16 protein-coding genes and 1 pseudogene are annotated in these 18414 nt (G+C 64.9%); 12 read left to right on the top strand and 5 right to left on the bottom strand.

Going from position 1 to position 18414, the window contains the following annotated elements; genetic code table 11:
* The first annotated feature begins 4 nt into the window (after positions 1-4).
* The 6 genes and pseudogenes from I2456_RS02950 (at position 5) to I2456_RS02925 (ending at position 6155) form a co-directional block, all read left to right on the top strand.
* Positions 5-554 (top strand): annotated as a pseudogene (locus I2456_RS02950) (GNAT family N-acetyltransferase).
* A 121-nt stretch (positions 555-675) separates the two neighbouring features.
* Positions 676-2088, top strand: a complete 1413-nt coding sequence (locus tag I2456_RS02945) for a nitrate/nitrite transporter (protein WP_085075641.1) — start codon at positions 676-678, stop codon at positions 2086-2088.
* 186 nt (positions 2089-2274) lie between these two features.
* The gene (locus I2456_RS02940) at positions 2275-3672 is read left to right on the top strand and encodes an MFS transporter (protein ID WP_085075642.1); all 1398 of its coding nucleotides are present in this window, start codon (positions 2275-2277) and stop codon (positions 3670-3672) included.
* Between the two features lie 76 nt (positions 3673-3748).
* Positions 3749-4906, top strand: a complete 1158-nt coding sequence (locus I2456_RS02935) for a uroporphyrinogen-III synthase (RefSeq protein ID WP_068033467.1) — start codon at positions 3749-3751, stop codon at positions 4904-4906.
* Complete coding sequence (locus tag I2456_RS02930) at positions 4903-5673, top strand: sirohydrochlorin chelatase (protein WP_085075643.1); 771 nt, start codon at positions 4903-4905, stop codon at positions 5671-5673. The genes I2456_RS02935 and I2456_RS02930 overlap by 4 nt, the downstream gene beginning before the upstream one ends.
* A gap of 32 nt (positions 5674-5705) precedes the next feature.
* The gene (locus tag I2456_RS02925; protein ID WP_068033468.1) at positions 5706-6155 is read left to right on the top strand and encodes a TetR/AcrR family transcriptional regulator; all 450 of its coding nucleotides are present in this window, start codon (positions 5706-5708) and stop codon (positions 6153-6155) included.
* 7 nt (positions 6156-6162) lie between these two features.
* On the opposite strand, the gene nirD is transcribed toward I2456_RS02925, so the two are convergent.
* Positions 6163-6516, bottom strand: coding sequence for a nitrite reductase small subunit NirD (gene nirD / locus I2456_RS02920; protein ID WP_068033469.1), 354 nt, complete (start codon positions 6514-6516; stop codon positions 6163-6165).
* A 25-nt stretch (positions 6517-6541) separates the two neighbouring features.
* A complete protein-coding gene (nirB, locus tag I2456_RS02915; RefSeq protein ID WP_085075644.1) occupies positions 6542-9094 on the bottom strand; it encodes a nitrite reductase large subunit NirB in 2553 nt (850 codons plus the stop codon).
* Positions 9095-9310: 216 nt separating this feature from the next.
* Here nirB and I2456_RS02910 point away from each other — a divergent pair, with 216 nt between their 5' ends.
* Complete coding sequence (locus I2456_RS02910) at positions 9311-9748, top strand: Hsp20/alpha crystallin family protein (RefSeq protein ID WP_085075645.1); 438 nt, start codon at positions 9311-9313, stop codon at positions 9746-9748.
* A gap of 52 nt (positions 9749-9800) precedes the next feature.
* Here I2456_RS02910 and I2456_RS02905 read toward each other — a convergent pair whose 3' ends face one another.
* On the bottom strand, positions 9801-10583 hold the full coding sequence (locus I2456_RS02905) for an isocitrate lyase/PEP mutase family protein (protein WP_085075646.1): 783 nt from the start codon (positions 10581-10583) through the stop codon (positions 9801-9803).
* Between the two features lie 114 nt (positions 10584-10697).
* On the opposite strand from I2456_RS02905, the gene I2456_RS02900 reads away from it, so the two are divergent.
* The 4 genes from I2456_RS02900 to I2456_RS02885 all read left to right on the top strand — a co-directional run bounded on the left by I2456_RS02900 (position 10698) and on the right by I2456_RS02885 (position 14599).
* On the top strand, positions 10698-10994 hold the full coding sequence (locus I2456_RS02900; protein ID WP_068033473.1) for a hypothetical protein: 297 nt from the start codon (positions 10698-10700) through the stop codon (positions 10992-10994).
* Between the two features lie 78 nt (positions 10995-11072).
* Positions 11073-11897: a hypothetical protein gene (locus tag I2456_RS02895; protein ID WP_068033474.1), complete on the top strand. Its 825-nt coding sequence runs from the start codon at positions 11073-11075 to the stop codon at positions 11895-11897.
* A 39-nt stretch (positions 11898-11936) separates the two neighbouring features.
* Positions 11937-13853 (top strand): fumarate reductase/succinate dehydrogenase flavoprotein subunit, encoded by a 1917-nt coding sequence (locus I2456_RS02890; protein WP_068159516.1) that lies wholly within the window; start codon positions 11937-11939, stop codon positions 13851-13853.
* On the top strand, positions 13853-14599 hold the full coding sequence (locus tag I2456_RS02885) for a succinate dehydrogenase/fumarate reductase iron-sulfur subunit (protein ID WP_068033476.1): 747 nt from the start codon (positions 13853-13855) through the stop codon (positions 14597-14599). The genes I2456_RS02890 and I2456_RS02885 overlap by 1 nt, the downstream gene beginning before the upstream one ends.
* 3 nt (positions 14600-14602) lie before the next feature.
* Here the strand turns inward: I2456_RS02885 and I2456_RS02880 are convergent, their stop codons facing one another.
* Together I2456_RS02880 and I2456_RS02875 are read right to left on the bottom strand one after the other, a co-directional pair.
* Positions 14603-15091 (bottom strand): flavin reductase family protein, encoded by a 489-nt coding sequence (locus tag I2456_RS02880; protein WP_068159508.1) that lies wholly within the window; start codon positions 15089-15091, stop codon positions 14603-14605.
* A 39-nt stretch (positions 15092-15130) separates the two neighbouring features.
* A complete protein-coding gene (locus I2456_RS02875; protein WP_085075652.1) occupies positions 15131-16132 on the bottom strand; it encodes an isopenicillin N synthase family dioxygenase in 1002 nt (333 codons plus the stop codon).
* A 203-nt stretch (positions 16133-16335) separates the two neighbouring features.
* Between I2456_RS02875 and I2456_RS02870 the strand changes: the two genes are divergently transcribed.
* A complete protein-coding gene (locus tag I2456_RS02870; protein ID WP_068033478.1) occupies positions 16336-18171 on the top strand; it encodes an acyl-CoA dehydrogenase in 1836 nt (611 codons plus the stop codon).
* Positions 18172-18414: the final 243 nt, after the last annotated feature.

The following is an 18414-nucleotide window of genomic DNA, read 5'->3' as shown; positions in this document are numbered from 1 at the left end:
CGCGATGGTGCACAGCCCGGTTCACACCGCCCGCCTGGTCCATACCGCCGATCTCGACCACGACACCCGCCAACGCACCTACGAGATGGTGACCGCGGCCTTTGCCGGTGATTTCACCGAAGACGACTGGGAGCACACACTCGGCGGCATGCACGCGCTGGTGTGGCATCACGGCGCGATCATCGCGCACGCCGCCGTGGTGCAGCGCCGGCTCATCTACCGCCGCCAGGCGCTGCGCTGCGGCTATGTCGAAGGTGTTGCGGTACGCGAGGATTGGCGCGGACAGGGTCTGGTGAAGGCGTTGCTGGACGGCGTCGAGCAGGTGATTGCGCGGCGCCTACCAGCTGGGCGCCCTCAGCTCGTCGGCCCGGGCGCGCAACCTCTATGCGTCGCGTGGCTGGTTGCCGTGGCGGGGCCCGACCTCGGTGTTGTCTCCCACCGGACCAATCCGCACACCCGAGGACGACGGATCGATATTCGTGCTACCAATCGACGTCGACCTGGACACCTCGGCGGAATTGATGTGCGACTGGCGCGCGGGCGACGTTTGGTGATCACAGCGCCACCGCCGGGGCAGTGATCGGAAGTTCATCCCCGGGTCATTGCGGGAAGCGCGCGGGCAACATCGGATTCCTAGCGTGATGGGCATCGCTGAAGACGACAGGAGTTCTACCCATGTTTTCCCGCGGCCGCTCACATGTGATCACCGACTGGGACCCAGAGGACGTAACGGCATGGGAGGCCGGCAACAAAGACATCGCCCGGCGCAACCTCATCTGGTCGGTCGCGGCCGAGCACATCGGGTTCTCGGTGTGGTCGATCTGGTCGGTGATGGTGCTGTTCATGCCGGCGTCGGTGTACGGCTTCTCGGCGGGCGACAAGTTCCTGCTCGGCGCCACCGCAACGCTGGTCGGCGCCTGCTTGCGGTTCCCTTACACGTTCGCCACCGCGAGGTTCGGCGGCCGTAACTGGACTGTCTTCTCCGCACTTGTGTTGTTGATCCCCACCCTCGGCACCGTCTTTCTGCTCGCCAACCCCGGCTTGCCGCTGTGGCCGTATCTGCTGTGTGCGGCACTGGCCGGCTTCGGTGGCGGCAACTTCGCCTCGTCCATGACCAACATCAACGCCTTCTATCCCCAGCGGCTCAAGGGATGGGCATTGGCGCTCAACGCCGGTGGCGGCAACCTCGGGGTGCCCGTGGTACAGGTGGTGGGGCTGTTGGTCATCGCCACGGCCGGTGACCGTGAACCCTACTGGGTGTGCGCGGTGTACCTGGTCCTGCTGGCCATCGCCGCTGTCGGCGCCGCGATGTACATGGACAACCTGGAGCAGTACCGCATCGAACTGCGCACCATGCGTGCGGTACTCAAAGAGCCGCACACCTGGGTGATTTCGCTGCTGTACATCGGCACCTTCGGCTCGTTCATCGGGTTTTCGTTCGCGTTCGGCCAGGTGTTGCAGATCAATTTCATCGCCGGTGGCCAGAGCGCGGCGCAGGCGTCGTTACATGCCGCCCAAATCGCCTTCCTGGGACCGTTATTGGGATCGCTGTCCCGGGTGTACGGTGGCCGGCTCGCCGACCGCATGGGTGGCGGCCGAATCACCCTCGCCGCCTTTTGTTCAATGATTCTGGCCGCCGGGATACTAGTCCTGGCAAGCACTTTCGGCGATCACGCCACCGGGCCTGTCCCGGCGGCCACGATGATCGGCTACGTGGTCGGGTTTGTGGCGTTGTTCATCTTGTCCGGCATCGGCAATGGGTCTGTCTACAAGATGATCCCGTCCATCTTCGAGGCACGCAGCCACTCACTTGCTCTTGACGAGACGCAACGGCAGCAATGGTCACGCTCCATGTCCGGCGCACTGATCGGCTTGGCCGGAGCGATCGGCGCGCTCGGCGGCGTCGGTGTCAATCTTGCTCTGCGCCAATCGTATTTGAGTAGTGGCACAGCGACCGCAGCGTTCTGGGTGTTCGTGCTGTTCTACCTGGGGGCGTCGGTGCTGACGTGGGCGGTCTATGTGCGACGGCCGCTGACAGCCACCACACAGGTCGCGCCGGAGAGTCCCGCTGGTCTGGCCTACGTGTGACCCCGAACACTATGGCCTGCCAGGGAGTTACCAGAATACTGAGATCCAACTTTCAGCCGATATCGGCCCAATTAGGTTGACTGTCAATGTTGTTCGGTGTGAGCATGAACGGACGCGGCGGCGCAACGCCTCTCGCTCTTGGTTAGCGAGCGACCGCGAGCGACGTTCACGAAAGGTAGTGCTCCGATGCGCCGCGATCATCGTTTGGCGAATTTCAATCCCGAAGACACCGCAGCCTGGACCGCCGGCAACAGCAAAGTCGCTCGCCGGAACCTGCTTTGCACCATGGCCGGTGACCACGTGGCGTTCTCCATTTGGACGCTGTGGCCGGTGATGGCCTTGTTCATGCCGGCATCGAGTTATGGCTTTTCCGCCAGCGACAAGCTGTTGCTGGGCGCGGTGGCCACCTTGGTGGGCGGCGCCGCCCGCATTCCGTACACGTTGGGAATCGCCAAGTTCGGCGGCCGCAACTGGACGACGTTCTCCGCGCTCGTACTACTCATTCCCACCGCAGGCACCATCGTGCTGCTGGCGAACCCAGGCCTGCCGCTGTGGCCGTATGTGTTGTGCGCGGCGGTGACTGGACTCGGTGGCGGCAACTACGCCGCATCGCTGGCCAACGTCAACGCGTTCTACCCGCAGCGGCTCAAGGGGGCAGCGTTGGCACTCAACGCCGGGGTCGCCAACCTCGGGGTCGCCGTGATCCAGTTGATCGGCTTACTGGTGCTGGCCACCGCAGGCCACCAGGCACCGTATTGGGTTTGCGCCGTTTATCTGGTCCTGCTGACCGTCGTCGGTATCGCCGCCGCAATGTTCATGGACAACCTCGAGCACGGCATCGAGGTCAACCACATGCGATCGATCCTGTTCGACCGGGACACCTGGGTCATCTCGCTGCTCTACGTCTGCACCTTCGGCTCCTGGATCGGTTTCTCGTTCGCCTTCGGCCAGGTGCTGCAGGTGAACTTCGCCGCCAACGGGGAAAGCCCCCAACACGCCTCGCTGCACGCAGCCCAGATTGCGTTCGTCGGCCCGTTGTTAGGGTCGCTGGCCCGTATCTACGGCGGCAGGCTAGGCGACCGGCTGGGCGGTAGCCGCGTCACCTTGGGCGTTCTTGCGGGCATGATCGTGGGGGCCGGATTCCTGGTCGCGGTCAGCACCTACGGCGACCAGACCCCGGGCACCACGCCGACCACGCTGATCGGCTCCATTCTGGGGTTCATCGTTTTGTTCATTCTGGCCGGCATGGGCAACGGCTCGGTGTTCAAGCTCATCCCTTCGGTTTTCGAGGCGCGCAGCCGGTCGCTCGACGTCGACGAGGCGCAGCGCCGCCACTGGTCGCGGGCGATGTCCGGAGCGCTGATCGGCATCTGCTCTGCGGTCGGCGCACTCGGCGGTGTGGGCATCAACCTGGCGTTGCGGGAGTCTTACCTGCGCAGTGACACCGAGACCGCGGCATATTGGGCCTTTCTGGCCTCCTACGTCATTGCGGCGTTACTGACCTGGAGCAGGTACGTGCGCCGGCCGAGTTCTGGCTCTGCGGTCCATGGGCCCCGGTCCGAGACCGAACTGACCCGGGTGTGATCAACGCCCTACCGGGGCAATGCGTAAGCAATTGCCAGGTAACGCATCTGAAATCTGACAGGCATAGACAGTTAATATGGCTCAGCCAAACTCTGCACCCCTGACCGGATACCGGGTTGCAGTGACCTCCGCGCGCCGCGCCGAGGAGTTGTGCGCGCTGCTGCGCCGTCAGGGCGCCGAAGTCTGCAGCGCACCGGCGATCACCATGATCGCACTACCCGACGACGACGAACTGCACGCCAACACCGAGTCGCTGATCGCCGATCCGCCCGACATCCTGGTGGCCCACACCGGCATCGGCTTTCGCGGCTGGATCGCCGCCGCCGAAGGGTGGGGGCTGGCCAACCAACTACTCGAAGCGTTGTCGTCGGCCCGAGTGGTGTCCCGGGGACCCAAAGCCACCGGTGCGCTGCGTGCCGCCGGGCTACGCGAGGAATGGTCACCGGAATCCGAGTCGTCGCACGAGCTGCTGGAATACCTGCTGGCGACCGGGGTGGACGGCAAGCGTATCGCCGTTCAGCTGCACGGCGCCGCCGATGCCTGGGACCCGTTCCCGGAATTCCTCAGTGGATTGCGCTCGGCCGGTGCCGACGTCGTGGCCATTCGGGTATATCGCTGGAAGCCAACGCCGTTGGGCGGCGACTTCGACCAACTGGTGACCGGAATCGCCCGACGGCAGTTCGACGCGGTCAGCTTCACCTCGGCGCCGGCTGCGGCCGCCATGCTCGAACGTGGCCGCGAGCTGGACATCGAGGAGCAGCTGGTGGAGGCGCTGCGCACCGGGGTGCACGCGATGTGCGTCGGACCGGTGACTTCTCGACCGTTGATCCGAAAGGGCATACCCACCTCAGCGCCGGAACGGATGCGGTTGGGGGCATTGGCTCGACACATAGCCGAGGAACTGCCGCTGCTGGGCTCGTGCAGCGTCAAGGCCGCCGGGCACCTGATCGACATTCGCGGAACATGTGTGCTGGTCGACGGGTCGGTCAAGACGGTATCGGGTTCGGGCATGGCGATTCTGCGGGCGCTGGCACAGCGTCCCGGTGATGTCGTCGGCCGCACCGACCTGTTGCGCGTACTGCCCGGCAACGGCAATGACACGCACGCGGTGGACACCGCCGTGCTGCGGTTGCGAACCGCGCTGGGCGACAAGAACATCATCGCGACGGTCGTCAAGCGCGGTTACCGGTTGGCCATCGATTCGGATCTGGATACGGAACCTGACGCCTTATGACCTTGATCTTGACAGCCCACGGCACCCGCAGGGCCTCCGGTGTCGCGATGGTCGCAGACCTCGCGGCACGAGTGACCGAGTTGGTGAGCCGCCCGGTGCATGTGGCCTTCGTCGATGTGGTGGGTCCCACCCCCAGTGAAGTTCTCTCCCGGGTTGCGGCGCACAGTCATGGGCCGGCCGTCGTGGTACCGGCGTTCTTATCCCGCGGTTACCACGTCCGCACCGACCTGCCCGCCCACATAGCCGCCAGTGGGCACCCCAATGTCAGCGTCACCCCCGCGTTGGGACCGAGTCCCGACATTGCCCGCATTCTGTGTCAGCAGCTGGTTCAATCAGGCTGGTGCCAAGGCGATTCGGTGGTCCTCGGGGCGGCGGGCACCTCGGATGAACTGGCCCGCAACGATCTTCACACCACCGCGGCGCTGCTCTCCGCACTCACCGGAGCACGCGTGGAGTTGGGCTTCGCGGCCACCGGGGCTCCCACTGTGCAAGACGCCGTCGCTGCTGCTCGCCGCCGCGGGGCACACCGTGTGGTCATTGCCTCCTACCTACTGGCCGACGGCCTGTTCCAACAACGGCTGCACGCCTCCGGTGCCGACCTGGTGACCGAGCCGCTGGGCACTCACCCTGGACTGCCACGGTTGATCGCCAGCCGGTTTCGCCGGGCCATGCCGCGTCGGTTCCTCACTGCGCGGCCGCACCGGCTGCCGAATTGCGTAGAGCACAAGGGATTGCTGCCCTGGCCGGCTTCTACCAGCGGCGCTTGATCTTTGACTGACATCCGGGTATTCCTGGCACCATGGCCCGCAAGGAAGAGCCCTCGCGAGGGTTTCTCGACGATGTAGCCAAAATGCTGCGTCTGCCATTCAGCACACCGGAATTCATCGACCGCATCGTCACCGGCAGTGTCAACCAGGTGGGACGCCGAACGCTGTATATGCTGATCACCACCTGGGACGCGGCCGGCGGCGGTCCGTTCGCGGCCAGCGCGATCGCGTCCACCGGGCTGGCCAAGACCGCCGAAATTGTTCAGTCGATGTTCATCGGGCCGATCTTCAACCCGCTGCTGAGGATGCTAGGGGCCGACAAGATCGCCGTTCGCGCGTCGCTGTGCGCTTCTCAGCTCGTCGGCCTGGGCATCATGCGGTACGGAGTGCGCTCAGAGCCACTGCATTCGATGTCGGTGGAAGCGATCGTCGATGCCATTGGCCCGACCATGCAGCGCTATCTCGTCGGCAAGATCGACTGACCCGACCTCACGCCACGCGCGCAACCTGAATGTGGCCGTCCGGGGTGACCCGGGCCGGATACACCGGCACCGAGACGCGCGGGTCGTCCAGGCAGGACCCGTCGTCCAGCGCGAAAGCCTGCTTGAGGATCGGTGATTGCACCGTGGCGCGACCGCCGCGGTCACCGACGATCCCTCGGGACAGCACGGCCGCACCGGAGAACGGGTCGACGTTACCGACGGCGTGCACCGAGCCGTCGTCGAGGCGGAACAAGGCCGCCTGCGTGCCGTCGTCGAGCAACACCCCGACACCACGGCCCGGAATGAGGTGCTCGTATTCGCAAGCGGTGGTCCACACCTGAATGTCGTTGAGAAGTGTCATGATTCCTCCTTGGTCAATGCAGTGCTCAAGAACGGACTCGCGGAATGCCAATGGGCACAGGGACTTTGCGCCCAGCCCGCTCGGTGAAGGTCACAGTCGGGTCAACAGCGTCGGGAGCGTTGACGAAGGACACGAACCGCGACAGCTTGTTCGGGTCCTCCAGCACGCCCTTCCACTCGCACTGATAGTTGGCCACATGCCGTTCCATCGCGGCTTCGAACTCCGCGGCCAGGCCCAGCGAGTCGTCGCACACGACCTCGCGCACGTGATCGAGTCCCACTGATTCGACCCACGGCGCGGTGCGCTGCAGCCGATCGGCCGTGCGGATGTAGTACATGAGGAACCGGTCGATGTAGCGGGTCAGTGTTTCGGTGTCGAGGTCGCTGGCCAGCAGTTGGGCATGCTTGGGTGTCATCCCGCCGTTGCCACCGACATACAGGTTCCAACCCTTTTCGGTGGCAATGACACCCACGTCCTTGCCGCGCGCCTCGGCGCACTCTCGCGCACAACCCGATACGCCCAGCTTGATCTTGTGCGGCGCCCGCAGTCCCCGGTAGCGCAACTCGAGGTCGATTGCCAGTTGCACCGAGTCCTGCTGGCCGTACCGGCACCAGTCGCTACCTACGCAACTCTTCACGGTGCGCAGCGCCTTGCCGTAGGCGTGGCCGGACTCCATGCCGCCATCCACCAGTCGCTGCCAGATCGCGGGCAGTTGATCCACCCGGGCCCCGAACAAGTCGATGCGCTGCCCACCGGTGATCTTGGTGTAGAGGCCGAAGTCCTGGGCGATCTCACCGATCAGGATCAGGTGCTCGGGCTTGATGTCTCCGCCGGGCACCCTGGGCACCACCGAGTAGCTGCCGTTGCGCTGGATGTTGGCCAGGAAGTGGTCGTTGGAATCCTGCAGGGCGGCTTGCTCACCCTCCAGAATGTGCTCGGACCCGGTGGACGCCAGGATCGACGCGACGACGGGTTTGCAGATGTCACAACCCATTCCGCGGCCATAGCGCTGCAGCAGTCCGGAGAAGGTGCGGATCTCGGTGGCGCTGATGATCTCGAAGAGTTCGGCCCGCGACTGGCTGAAGTGCTCGCACAACGCCTTGGACTGCTCGACACCCTCGGCTTCCAGCAGCTGTTTGAGCAGCGGGACACAGGATCCGCAGGAGGTGCCGGCCGCCGTGCAGGACTTCAGCGACGGCACGTCGCCGCAGCCATCGGCGATGGCGCACTTCAAGTCGCCCTTGGTGACGTTGTTGCAAGAACAGATCTGCGCCGAGTCCGGCAGCGCCCCGATGCCCAATGCGCCTGCGCCGTCGCCGGATTGGGCGGGCGCGATCAGCGCCAATGGATCACCCGGCAGCTCGCTGCCGACCATCGGGCGCAACACGCCGTACGACGAGGCGTCACCAACCAGCACCCCACCGAGCAGTGTCTTGGCGTCGTCGGAGAGCACCAGTTTGGCGTAGGTGCGGTTCACGGCATCGTTGATGGCCACCTCGAGGCAGTTCTCGGTGGTCCCCATCGCGTCGCCGAAACTGGCGACGTCGACACCCAACAGCTTGAGTTTGGTCGACAGGTCGGCCTCGCCGAACTCCGCCACCCCGTCCAAGAGCCGGTCAGCCACCACTTCGGCACTGGTGTAACCGGGTCCGACCAGGCCATAGCAGCGACCGTCGATGGCGGCGACTTCCCCGATCGCGAAGATGTCGGGATCACTTGTCCGGCATGCCAAATCAGTGAGGACACCACCGCGTTCGGCGATCGCGAGGTCGGCCGCGCGCGCCAATTCGTCGCGCGGCCGGATGCCGGCGGCGAAAATGACCACACCGGCGTCGATCAGCTGACCGTCGCTCAGGCGCACCTGCATGCGGTGCGAACCCTCAATCGCCTCAATGCATTCGGTGCCCGTCCCGACGTGGACGTTGATGCCGAGCTCGGTGACCATCCGGGCCAGCAACGCTCCGCCGGCCTCGTCGATCTGCTGGGCCATCAAGCGCGGCATCATCTCGACGACGTGGGTCTGCAAACCGAACTGCCGCAGGGCATTCGCGGCCTCCAGGCCCAGCAGACCACCACCGATCACCACCCCGCCAGCGCCGTCACCGGCCTGCACCGCCCGCTGCGCCCCGGCGCGGATCGCGTCGAGGTCGTCGAGCGTGCGGTAAACGTGGCATCCGGGCAGGTCGTGACCAGGCACCGGCGGCACGAACGCGTAGGACCCGGTGGCCAGCACCAGCGCGTCGTAGCCGTATCGGCGACCATCGGCGGTGGCGACCGTCTTTGCGGCACGGTCGATTTCGACGACCCGGGCGTTGAGGAGCAGGTCGACCTGTGGGTCACCGGTGTAGTCGTTGCCCGGCAGTGCGAGCAGGGCACGGTCCCAGGACTCGGTGTAGGAGGTCAGACCGACACGGTCGTAGGCCGCATCGGCTTCCTCGGCCAGCACGGTGATGTGCCAGGACCCGTCGGTGTCCCGAGCGCGTAGCGCCTCAACGAAGCGGTGACCCACCATGCCGTGCCCAATCACGACGACGCGGCGGACCGCTTCAGGCGCGCGGGAAGTTCCGGCTGAAGGCATGTGAACGAGACTACGAACGCGATGTTGCCGAAAATGACGCCGAATGTGACGCGCTTATCACGCCGTCATCACAGCTGGAAATTAGCTGTGTGACGTCGTTCGCCGTAGGCGAAAATCCAAGTGGAACTTTAGCGTGGTTCGCTCATGTTTATTCGGATAGCCGACCAGAACAGGGTCGGGCACAGCTAACTCACAACGAAAAGTAAGGAGTTATCCATGAGCAACCTTGCCCTATGGTCACGATCCGCATGGGACACCGACCGGTGGCTGCGTGACTTCTTCGGTCCGGCTGCATTGGACTGGTACAAGCCTGTGACCAGCGACTTCAACCCCGCAGCGGAAGTCGTCAAGGACGGCGACGACGCCGTCGTCCGGCTGGAGCTGCCGGGGGTCGACGTGGAGAAGGACGTCAACGTCGAGCTGGACCGGGGCCGCCTGGTCATCCACGGCGAACACCGCGACGAACACCAGGAAGACAAGGACGGACGCACCCTGCGAGAGATCCGCTATGGATCCTTCCGCCGGTCCTTCCAGTTGCCCGCGCACGTCACCGGCGAGGCGGTTTCGGCTTCCTATGACGCTGGCGTATTGACCGTCCGGGTCGCCGGGGCCTACGCCGGCAACCAGCCACAGCGCATCGCGATCACCAAGTAGTTCGCGGACCGACGCGGCGGGGCCACCAGGCCCCGCCGTTTTGGTCCGGCGGTCAGCGCCAGCGGGCCAGCAGCTCTTTGGAATGCGCCGACAGCGCGTACTGCCAGAACGGCCCGAAGCTGATCCGTCCCACGCCCAGCGGTCCGAAGGAGGCGAAGTCGTCTTCATCGGGCACCGCAATGGCATTGATGGGCAGCGGCAACGCCGCGGCCAAGCGGCGCAACGTTTCCCGGTCGTGACGAGCCACCGGATACAAGACGTCGGCGCCGGCCGCGGCGGCCTCGGTCAACGTGGCCACCGCCCGCTCGAACCGGTCGGATTCGTCACCGTCCTGGTTTAAGAAGATGTCGGTGCGCGCGTTGATCACCACATGCACCCCCGCGGCATCGGCAGCCGAGCGCAATGCGGCCACCAATTCGGCATGCTCCGCAGAGGAGCGCAACCGCTTGCCTTCTGAGTGCACGGTGTCCTCGATATTGAGCCCGACGGCGCCGACTTCCAACAGTCCCTCGATCAACTGCTGCGCCGGCAGCCCGTAGCCGGATTCGATGTCGACCGAGACCGGGACCTGGCCACTCTCCGAGACCGCGGCGGTGATCTGAGCGACGCGCGTCAAAACGTCCTCGAACGACATTCCCTCGTTGTCACTTTTGCCGATCGAGTCGGCCATCGGGTGGCTGCCCACCGTGAGGGCCGCGAAGCCGGCGTCGACGGCCAGTCGCGCCGACCAGGCGTCCCAGACCGTCGGCAACACCACCGGATCGCCCGGCCGGTGCAGCTCGAGCAATGTTTGAGCGCGCTGGGCGGCCGCGGCTTGACCTGCCTCAAAAGACATGAAGACATCGCTTTCTGTCCGGGCGACATGAGTTGTCCGACGTCTGACGGAGACTCTGGATACTATCGAGGACGTACTGTGATCCGTAACACCTTCAGCCCCAGGGAGCATGCTTTGTCCACCACGACTGAACTCGCCGAACTGCACGACCTCATCGGCGGCTTGCGGCGGTGCGTGACCTCACTGAAGGCGCGGTACGGCGACAACCCCGCGACGCGTCGCATCGCCATCGACGCCGACCGCATTCTCAGCGACATCCAGCTGCTGGACAGCGACGTCTCCGAACTGGACCTTGCTCGCGCGACCGTGCATCAGTCCGGCGAGAAGATCGCCATCCCAGACACCCAATACGACAGCGACTTCTGGCGCGATGTCGACGACGAAGGTGTCGGAGGTCACAACCGGGCCTGACAGCGACGCCCGCCTCAGTCCGGGGCACTTCTGCTGTGTACCCTTCGACAGACAGCCCTGTTCGAAGAGGAACACTTGATGAGCGCACCCGCGGCGAACCGTCCTGCCTCCGGCGTTTTCTCACCCACGAGAGCCCAGATACCCAAACGGACTCTCCGAGATGACGCATGGTGGTGGCCACCACTAGTAACGAACCTCGGGTTATTGGCGTTCATCGTCTACGCGACGACCCGCGCCTTCTGGGGCAGCGCCTACTGGGTGGACAAGTACCACTACCTGACACCGTTCTATTCGCCGTGCGTGAGCGCCTCGTGCGCCCCGGGCGCAAGCCACCTGGGTGTCTGGTTCGGGCATTTCCCGTGGTGGATTCCGTTGGGCGCGTTGGTATTACCGTTCCTGCTCGGATTCCGGATCACGTGTTACTACTACCGCAAGGCTTACTACCGGTCGGTGTGGCAGTCACCGACTGGCTGCGCGGTTCCCGAACCGCGCGAGCACTACACCGGTGAAACGCGATTTCCGTTGATCTTTCAGAACAGCCACCGGTACTTCTTCTACTTCGCAACGATCGTGTCGCTGATCAACACCTATGACGCGATCATGGCGTTCCATTCGCCGTCGGGCTTCGGATTCGGTTTGGGCAACATCATTTTGGTGACCAACGTGGTGCTGCTCTGGGCCTACACCATCTCCTGCCACTCGTGCCGGCACGTCACCGGTGGGCGGCTCAAGCATTTCTCCAAACACCCGGTGCGCTACTGGATTTGGACCCAGGTCAGCAAGCTGAATACTCGGCACATGATGTTCGCGTGGATCACGCTGGGCACGCTGTCGCTGACCGACTTCTACATCATGCTGGTGGCCAGCGGCACCATCACCGACCTGAGATTTGTTGGCGCCTAAGCCAACCGAGTATCAACAGAATTAAGCAAGCGAGGATTCATGGTTGAGGTCGAACGGCACTCCTACGACGTCGTCGTCATCGGTGCCGGCGGCGCTGGATTGCGTGCGGTCATCGAGGCGCGCGAACGCGGCCTGAAGGTCGCGGTGGTCTCCAAGTCGCTGTTCGGCAAGGCGCACACGGTGATGGCCGAAGGCGGCTGCGCGGCCGCGATGGGCAACACCAACCCGAAAGACAACTGGAAGACCCACTTCGGCGACACGATGCGCGGCGGGAAGTTCCTGAACAACTGGCGCATGGCTGAACTGCACGCCAAAGAGGCGCCAGACCGGGTCTGGGAGCTCGAGACCTACGGCGCGCTGTTCGACCGCACCAAGGACGGCAAGATCAGTCAGCGCAACTTCGGCGGGCACACCTATCCCCGCTTGGCGCACGTCGGTGACCGCACCGGCCTGGAGCTGATCCGCACCATGCAGCAGAAGATCGTCTCGCTGCAGCAGGAGGATTTCGCCGAACTCGGTGACTATGAGGCACGGATCAAGGTATTCGCCGAATGCGCGATCACCGAACTCCTCAAAGACGGGGACGCCATCTCCGGGGCGTTCGGCTACTGGCGTGTCAGCGGCCGTTTCGTGCTGTTCGAGGCCCCCGCGGTGGTGCTCGCCACCGGTGGCATCGGCAAGTCGTTCAAGGTGACCTCCAACTCCTGGGAGTACACCGGCGACGGACACGCGTTGGCGCTGCGCGCCGGGGCGTCGCTGATCAACATGGAGTTCGTCCAGTTCCACCCGACCGGCATGGTGTGGCCGCCCAGCGTGAAGGGGATTCTGGTCACCGAGGGTGTGCGCGGTGACGGCGGCGTGCTGAAGAACTCCGAGGGCAAGCGGTTCATGTTCGAGTACATCCCGCCGGTGTTCAAAGGCCAGTACGCCGAGACCGAGCAAGAAGCCGACGAGTGGCTCAAAGACAACGACTCGGCCCGCCGCACCCCGGACCTGTTGCCCCGCGACGAGGTGGCGCGCGCCATCAACTCAGAGGTCAAGGCCGGCCGCGGCACCCCGCACGGGGGCGTCTACCTGGACATCGCCTCGCGGTTGACCGCGGCGGAGATCAACCGCCGGCTGCCGTCGATGTACCACCAGTTCAAGGAACTGGCCGGAGTCGACATCACCAAGGAGCCGATGGAAGTCGGGCCGACCTGCCATTACGTGATGGGCGGTGTCGAGGTCGACGCCGACACCGGTGCGGCCACGGTGCCCGGGCTGTTCGCCGCCGGCGAGTGCTCCGGGGGCATGCACGGCTCCAACCGGCTGGGCGGCAACTCCCTGTCCGACCTGCTGGTGTTCGGCCGGCGCGCCGGCTTGGGCGCGGCCGACTACGTACGGGCGCTGAACAACCGTCCCGCGGTGTCCGAGGAGGCCGTGGACGCCGCGGCCAAGATGGCGCTCAAGGCGTTCGAGGGCCCGACGGACGGGTCGGCCCCGGAGAACCCGTACGCGTTGCAACTGGACCTGCAGCAGGTGATGAACGACCTGGTCGGCATCATCCGCAAGGAGGACGAGATCACCAAAGCGCTGAAGCTGCTCGACGAGCTGTGGAAGCGGTATCAGAACGTGCAAGTCGACGGCGACCGCCCGTACAACCCGGGCTGGAACCTGTCGATCGACCTGCGCAACATGCTGTTGGTCAGCGAATGCGTGGCCCGCGCCGCGCTGGAACGCACCGAAAGCCGTGGCGGTCACACCCGTGATGACCACCCGAGCATGGACGCCAATTGGCGCAAGACCCTGCTGGCCTGCCGGGTGAACAACGCCGAGGTGGACGGTCCGCACATCACCATCACGCACCAGCCACAAGTCCCGATGCGACCAGATCTGCTGGAAACGTTTGATATCGCGGAGTTGGAGAAGTACTACACCGACGAAGAGCTGGCCGACCATCCAGGACGGAGAGGCTGATGACCTACAACGCGAGCATGCGCGTGTGGCGCGGCGACCAAGACGGCGGTGAGCTCAAAGACTTCACCGTGGAGGTCAACGAGGGCGAGGTGGTGCTCGACATCATCATCCGCCTGCAACAGACCAAGGCGCCCGACCTCGCGGTGCGCTGGAACTGCAAGGCAGGCAAGTGCGGGTCCTGCTCGGCGGAGATCAACGGCAAACCGCGGCTGATGTGCATGACGCGCATGTCGACTTTCGCCGAAGACGAGGTTGTCACCGTCACCCCGATGCGGACCTTCCCGGTGATCCGGGACCTGGTGACCGATGTCTCCTTCAACTACGAGAAAGCCAGGGAGATACCGGCTTTCGCACCGCCGAAGGAACTACAGCCGGGTGAGTACCGGATGGCGCAGATCGACGTGCAGCGCCCGCAGGAGTTCCGCAAGTGCATCGAATGCTTCCTGTGCCAAAACGTCTGCCACGTGGTGCGCGACCACGAGGAGAACAAGCAGGCGTTCGCCGGACCGCGCTACCTGATGCGGATCGCCGAACTCTCGATGCATCCCCTCGACACACTCGACCGGCGCAACCAGGCGCAGGACGAGCACGGCCTGGGCTACTGCAACATCACCAAGTGCTGTACCGAGGTGTGCCCGGAGAACATCAAGATCACCGACAATGCGCTGATCCCGATGAAAGAACGGGTCGTCGACCGCAAGTACGACCCGATCGTCTGGCTGGGCAACAAGCTGTTCCGGCGCTGAGCCTCAGACGCCGAGGCGGCGCAATTCGCTGCGGTGGAACACGATTGGCGCCACCTCGGAGTCGACCGTCACTTCGCTGACGCGTAACACGACGATGGTGTGGTCCCCGGCCGGGATCAGCTGCTCAATGGCGCTTTCCAGCCACAAGGCGGTGCCCTTGATGAACACGGCGCCGCTGTCTCGCGACACCGTCTCCAAGCCGGCGAACCTGTCCCCGGTCTTGGCGGCCAGGGTGCGCACGGCCGCGTCGTGCACTTCGCCCAGCACGCTGATGCCCAGCATCGGTACACCCTTGAGTTTCGGCCACGTCGTCGACGTGTTCTGCACACAGAACGACACCAGCGGTGGGTCCAGCGACACGGGCACGAACGTGCTGGCGGCCAAACCCTCCCGCACGCCGTTGACTTCGGCGGCGATGGCCACCACCCCGGTAGGGAAATGACCGAAGGCTTCGCGCAGTGACGAGGGTGTCAGATTGCTATTGGAGTTCACCGAACTTCATTGCCCCTTGTAGCCGAGAACGGGATTCTCCTATCCGACATTACCCGGCGAGTAGCCGTGGGCGCGTGCCACGTCGGGGTGTGCGCGCAACCTACTCTTCCACGCGTTGCGGCCATACACCGAGAAGATGGGATCCGACGGATCCTGCGGCGGTGCTGCGCCGACCGCCAGTTCCGGCGGCAACGCCAACATGGGCAGGCGCGCATCCAGGCGCGGATTGAAGAAATACGCCACCGAGATCCGCTCGGCCGACGAATGGCTCAGGTCCACCCGGTGCTCAGTGGCGCGTAGGTAACCGCCCGTGGCGACCTCGAGCAGTTCGCCGATGTTGACGATCAAGGCTCCGTCGACCGGCGGCACCTCGATCCATTCCGCTGAGTCGCGCGGTCGCACCTGCAGGCCCCGACTACCCGGCTCGGCCAGCAGCAGAGTCAGCACGCCGGAATCCCGGTGCGCACCGACACCCTGGGTGCTGGCCGCGGCCGCGGGATAGCGGATGACCTTGATCAGCGTGGCCGGGGTATGGGCGAAGGCTGGTTCGAAGACGTCGGGCCGGCTGCCCAGGGCGGCCGCCCAATGGCCGAGCAGGGTGCGGGACACGCCCGAGAGTGCGGCGTCCCAGTCGGCGATCACGCCGGGTAGCTCGGGCAGTGCCGCCGGCCACTGGTTGGGGCCCTGCAGCCACAGGTAATCCGGCTTTTCGGGGCCGCCGATCGGTGGTCGCTGTGGACCGATGTCGATCTGTTCGCGCCAGTCCACTTCCCCGCGCGTCAGCTCACCGCCCAGCCGGGTGTAGCCGCGGAAATGCGGGCTGCGCACCATCGCCACGGCGTCCTTCTCGGCCTGCGGCAGGGCGAACAGCCTGCGCGCCGCCCGCAGGACGCCGGCGACCTGTTCGGCCGGCACGCCGTGCCCCACCAGATAGAAAAATCCGACTTCGTGCGCGGCCGCTCGAAGGCTGTCGCGCAGCGGGCTAGCAGCGTGACGCAGGTCAACAACAGGCGGTGCAGTGAGGCTGCGCACACGAGTCATCGGATCATCATCGTCGCAGGTGAGCCGGTATGCCAGAGCTGGGATCACCGCCATCCCAACCGGTTGGTTAGTTAGACAGTGAAATATAGCTCACACTGACTTGCGTTCAAGTTACTGGTCGGTATATTTTAACGGTGTTACTGGTGGGTAACTTAGCCCGAGTACCCAACCGTCAAGTGGCATTCTCAACGAGGAGGAACGTAGTGAGCCACTACAAGAGCAACGTCCGCGACCAGGAGTTCAACCTGTTCGAGGTATTGGGCGTTGACAAGGCTTTAGGTGCCGGCGAATTCAGCGATCTGGACGTCGACACCGCCCGCGAGATGCTCGCCGAGGTCAGCAGACTAGCCGAAGGTCCGATCGCCGAGTCGTTCACCGAAGGTGACCGCAACCCGCCGGTCTTCGACCCCAAGACGCACTCGGTGAAGCTGCCGGATTCGTTCAAGAAGTCCGTCCACTCGGTGCTGGAAGCCGGTTGGGACAAGGCCGGCATCGACGAGGCGCTCGGCGGTATGCCGATGCCCAAGTCGTTGGTGTGGGCGCTGCACGAACACATCCTGGGCGCCAACCCGGCGGTCTGGATGTACGCCGGTGGCGCAGGCTTCGCGAACATCCTGTACCACCTGGGTACCGAGGAGCAGAAGAAGTGGGCCGTGCTGGCCGCCGAGCGGCAGTGGGGTTCGACCATGGTGCTCACCGAGCCGGACGCCGGTTCGGACGTGGGCGCCGGCCGGACCAAGGCCGTGCAGCAGGAGGACGGTTCCTGGCACATCGACGGCGTCAAGCGGTTCATCACCTCCGCTGACTCCGACGACCTGTTCGAGAACATCTTCCACCTGGTGCTGGCCCGCCCCGAGGGTGCCGGCCCCGGCACCAAGGGACTGTCGCTGTTCTTCGTGCCGAAGGTTCTGTTCGACTTCGAGACCGGCGAGCTGGGCGAGCGCAACGGCGTCTTCGTCACCAACGTCGAGCACAAGATGGGTCTGAAGGTCTCGACCACGTGCGAGCTGTCTTTCGGCCAGCACGGAGTGCCCGCCAAGGGCTGGCTGGTCGGTGAGGTGCACAACGGCATCGCGCAGATGTTCGAGGTGATCGAGCAAGCGCGCATGATGGTGGGCACCAAGGCCATCGCCACCCTGTCGACCGGCTACCTCAACGCGCTGGAGTACGCCAAGTCCCGTGTGCAGGGTGCCGACCTGACCCAGATGACCGACAAGACCGCGCCGCGGGTGACCATCACCCACCACCCCGACGTGCGTCGTTCGCTGATGACCCAGAAGGCTTACGCCGAGGGCCTGCGCGCGCTCTACCTGTACACCGCCACCTTCCAGGACACCGCGGTCGCCGAGACGATCCACGGGATCGACGCCGACCTGGCAGTGCGGGTCAACGACCTGATGCTGCCGGTGGTCAAGGGAGTGGGCTCCGAGCAGGCCTATGCCAAGCTCACCGAGAGCCTGCAGACCTTCGGTGGGTCCGGCTTCTTGCAGGACTACCCGATCGAGCAGTACATCCGGGACGCCAAGATCGACTCCCTGTACGAAGGCACCACCGCCATCCAGGCCCAGGACTTCTTCTTCCGCAAGATCGTCCGCGACAAGGGTGTGGCGCTGGCCCACGTGTCGAGCCAGATCCAGGAGTTCGTCGACAGCGAGTCCGGCAACGGACGGCTCAAGACCGAGCGTGCGCTGCTGGCCAAGGCGCTGACCGACGTCCAGGCGATGGCGGCTTCCCTGACCGGCTACCTGATGGCCGCGCAGGAGGACGTGTCCAGCCTGTACAAGGTGGGCCTGGGTTCGGTGCGCTTCCTGATGAGCGTCGGTGACCTGGTCATCGGCTGGCTGTTGCAGCGTCAAGCCGCGGTGGCCGTGGAAGCCCTGGACGCCGGTGCCACCGGTGCCGAGCGGTCCTTCTACGAGGGCAAGGTCGCGGTGGCGTCCTTCTTCGCCAAGAACTTCCTGCCGCTGTTGACCAGCACCCGCGAGGTGATCGAGACGCTGGACAACGACGTCATGGAGCTCGACGAGGCCGCGTTCTAAAGGCTGAAAACACAAGATCCCCCCGTTCGTTCCGGACGGGGGGATCTTGCGTTTGTGCCCCGGAAATGCGAAATCCCCCGCTCCTCAGAACGGGGGATTCGGCAACGTTGGCGCGTCCCCAAAAAGACCGCCGCTGGATCCCCTCACTCCAGCGGCGGTCCTTTTCGTTCGCCCGTCTCCGCTGACCGGCGGTCGATCCAGGGATTGCCCCGCGTTGCCGTCGGGGTCGGGGGGTCAGACCAC

Source organism: Mycobacterium kubicae, assembly GCF_015689175.1.
Taxonomy (GTDB): Bacteria; Actinomycetota; Actinomycetes; order Mycobacteriales; family Mycobacteriaceae; genus Mycobacterium; species Mycobacterium kubicae.
The sequence above is the reverse complement of the archived record's forward strand: the minus strand, read 5'-3'. Positions and strand labels throughout refer to the sequence as shown.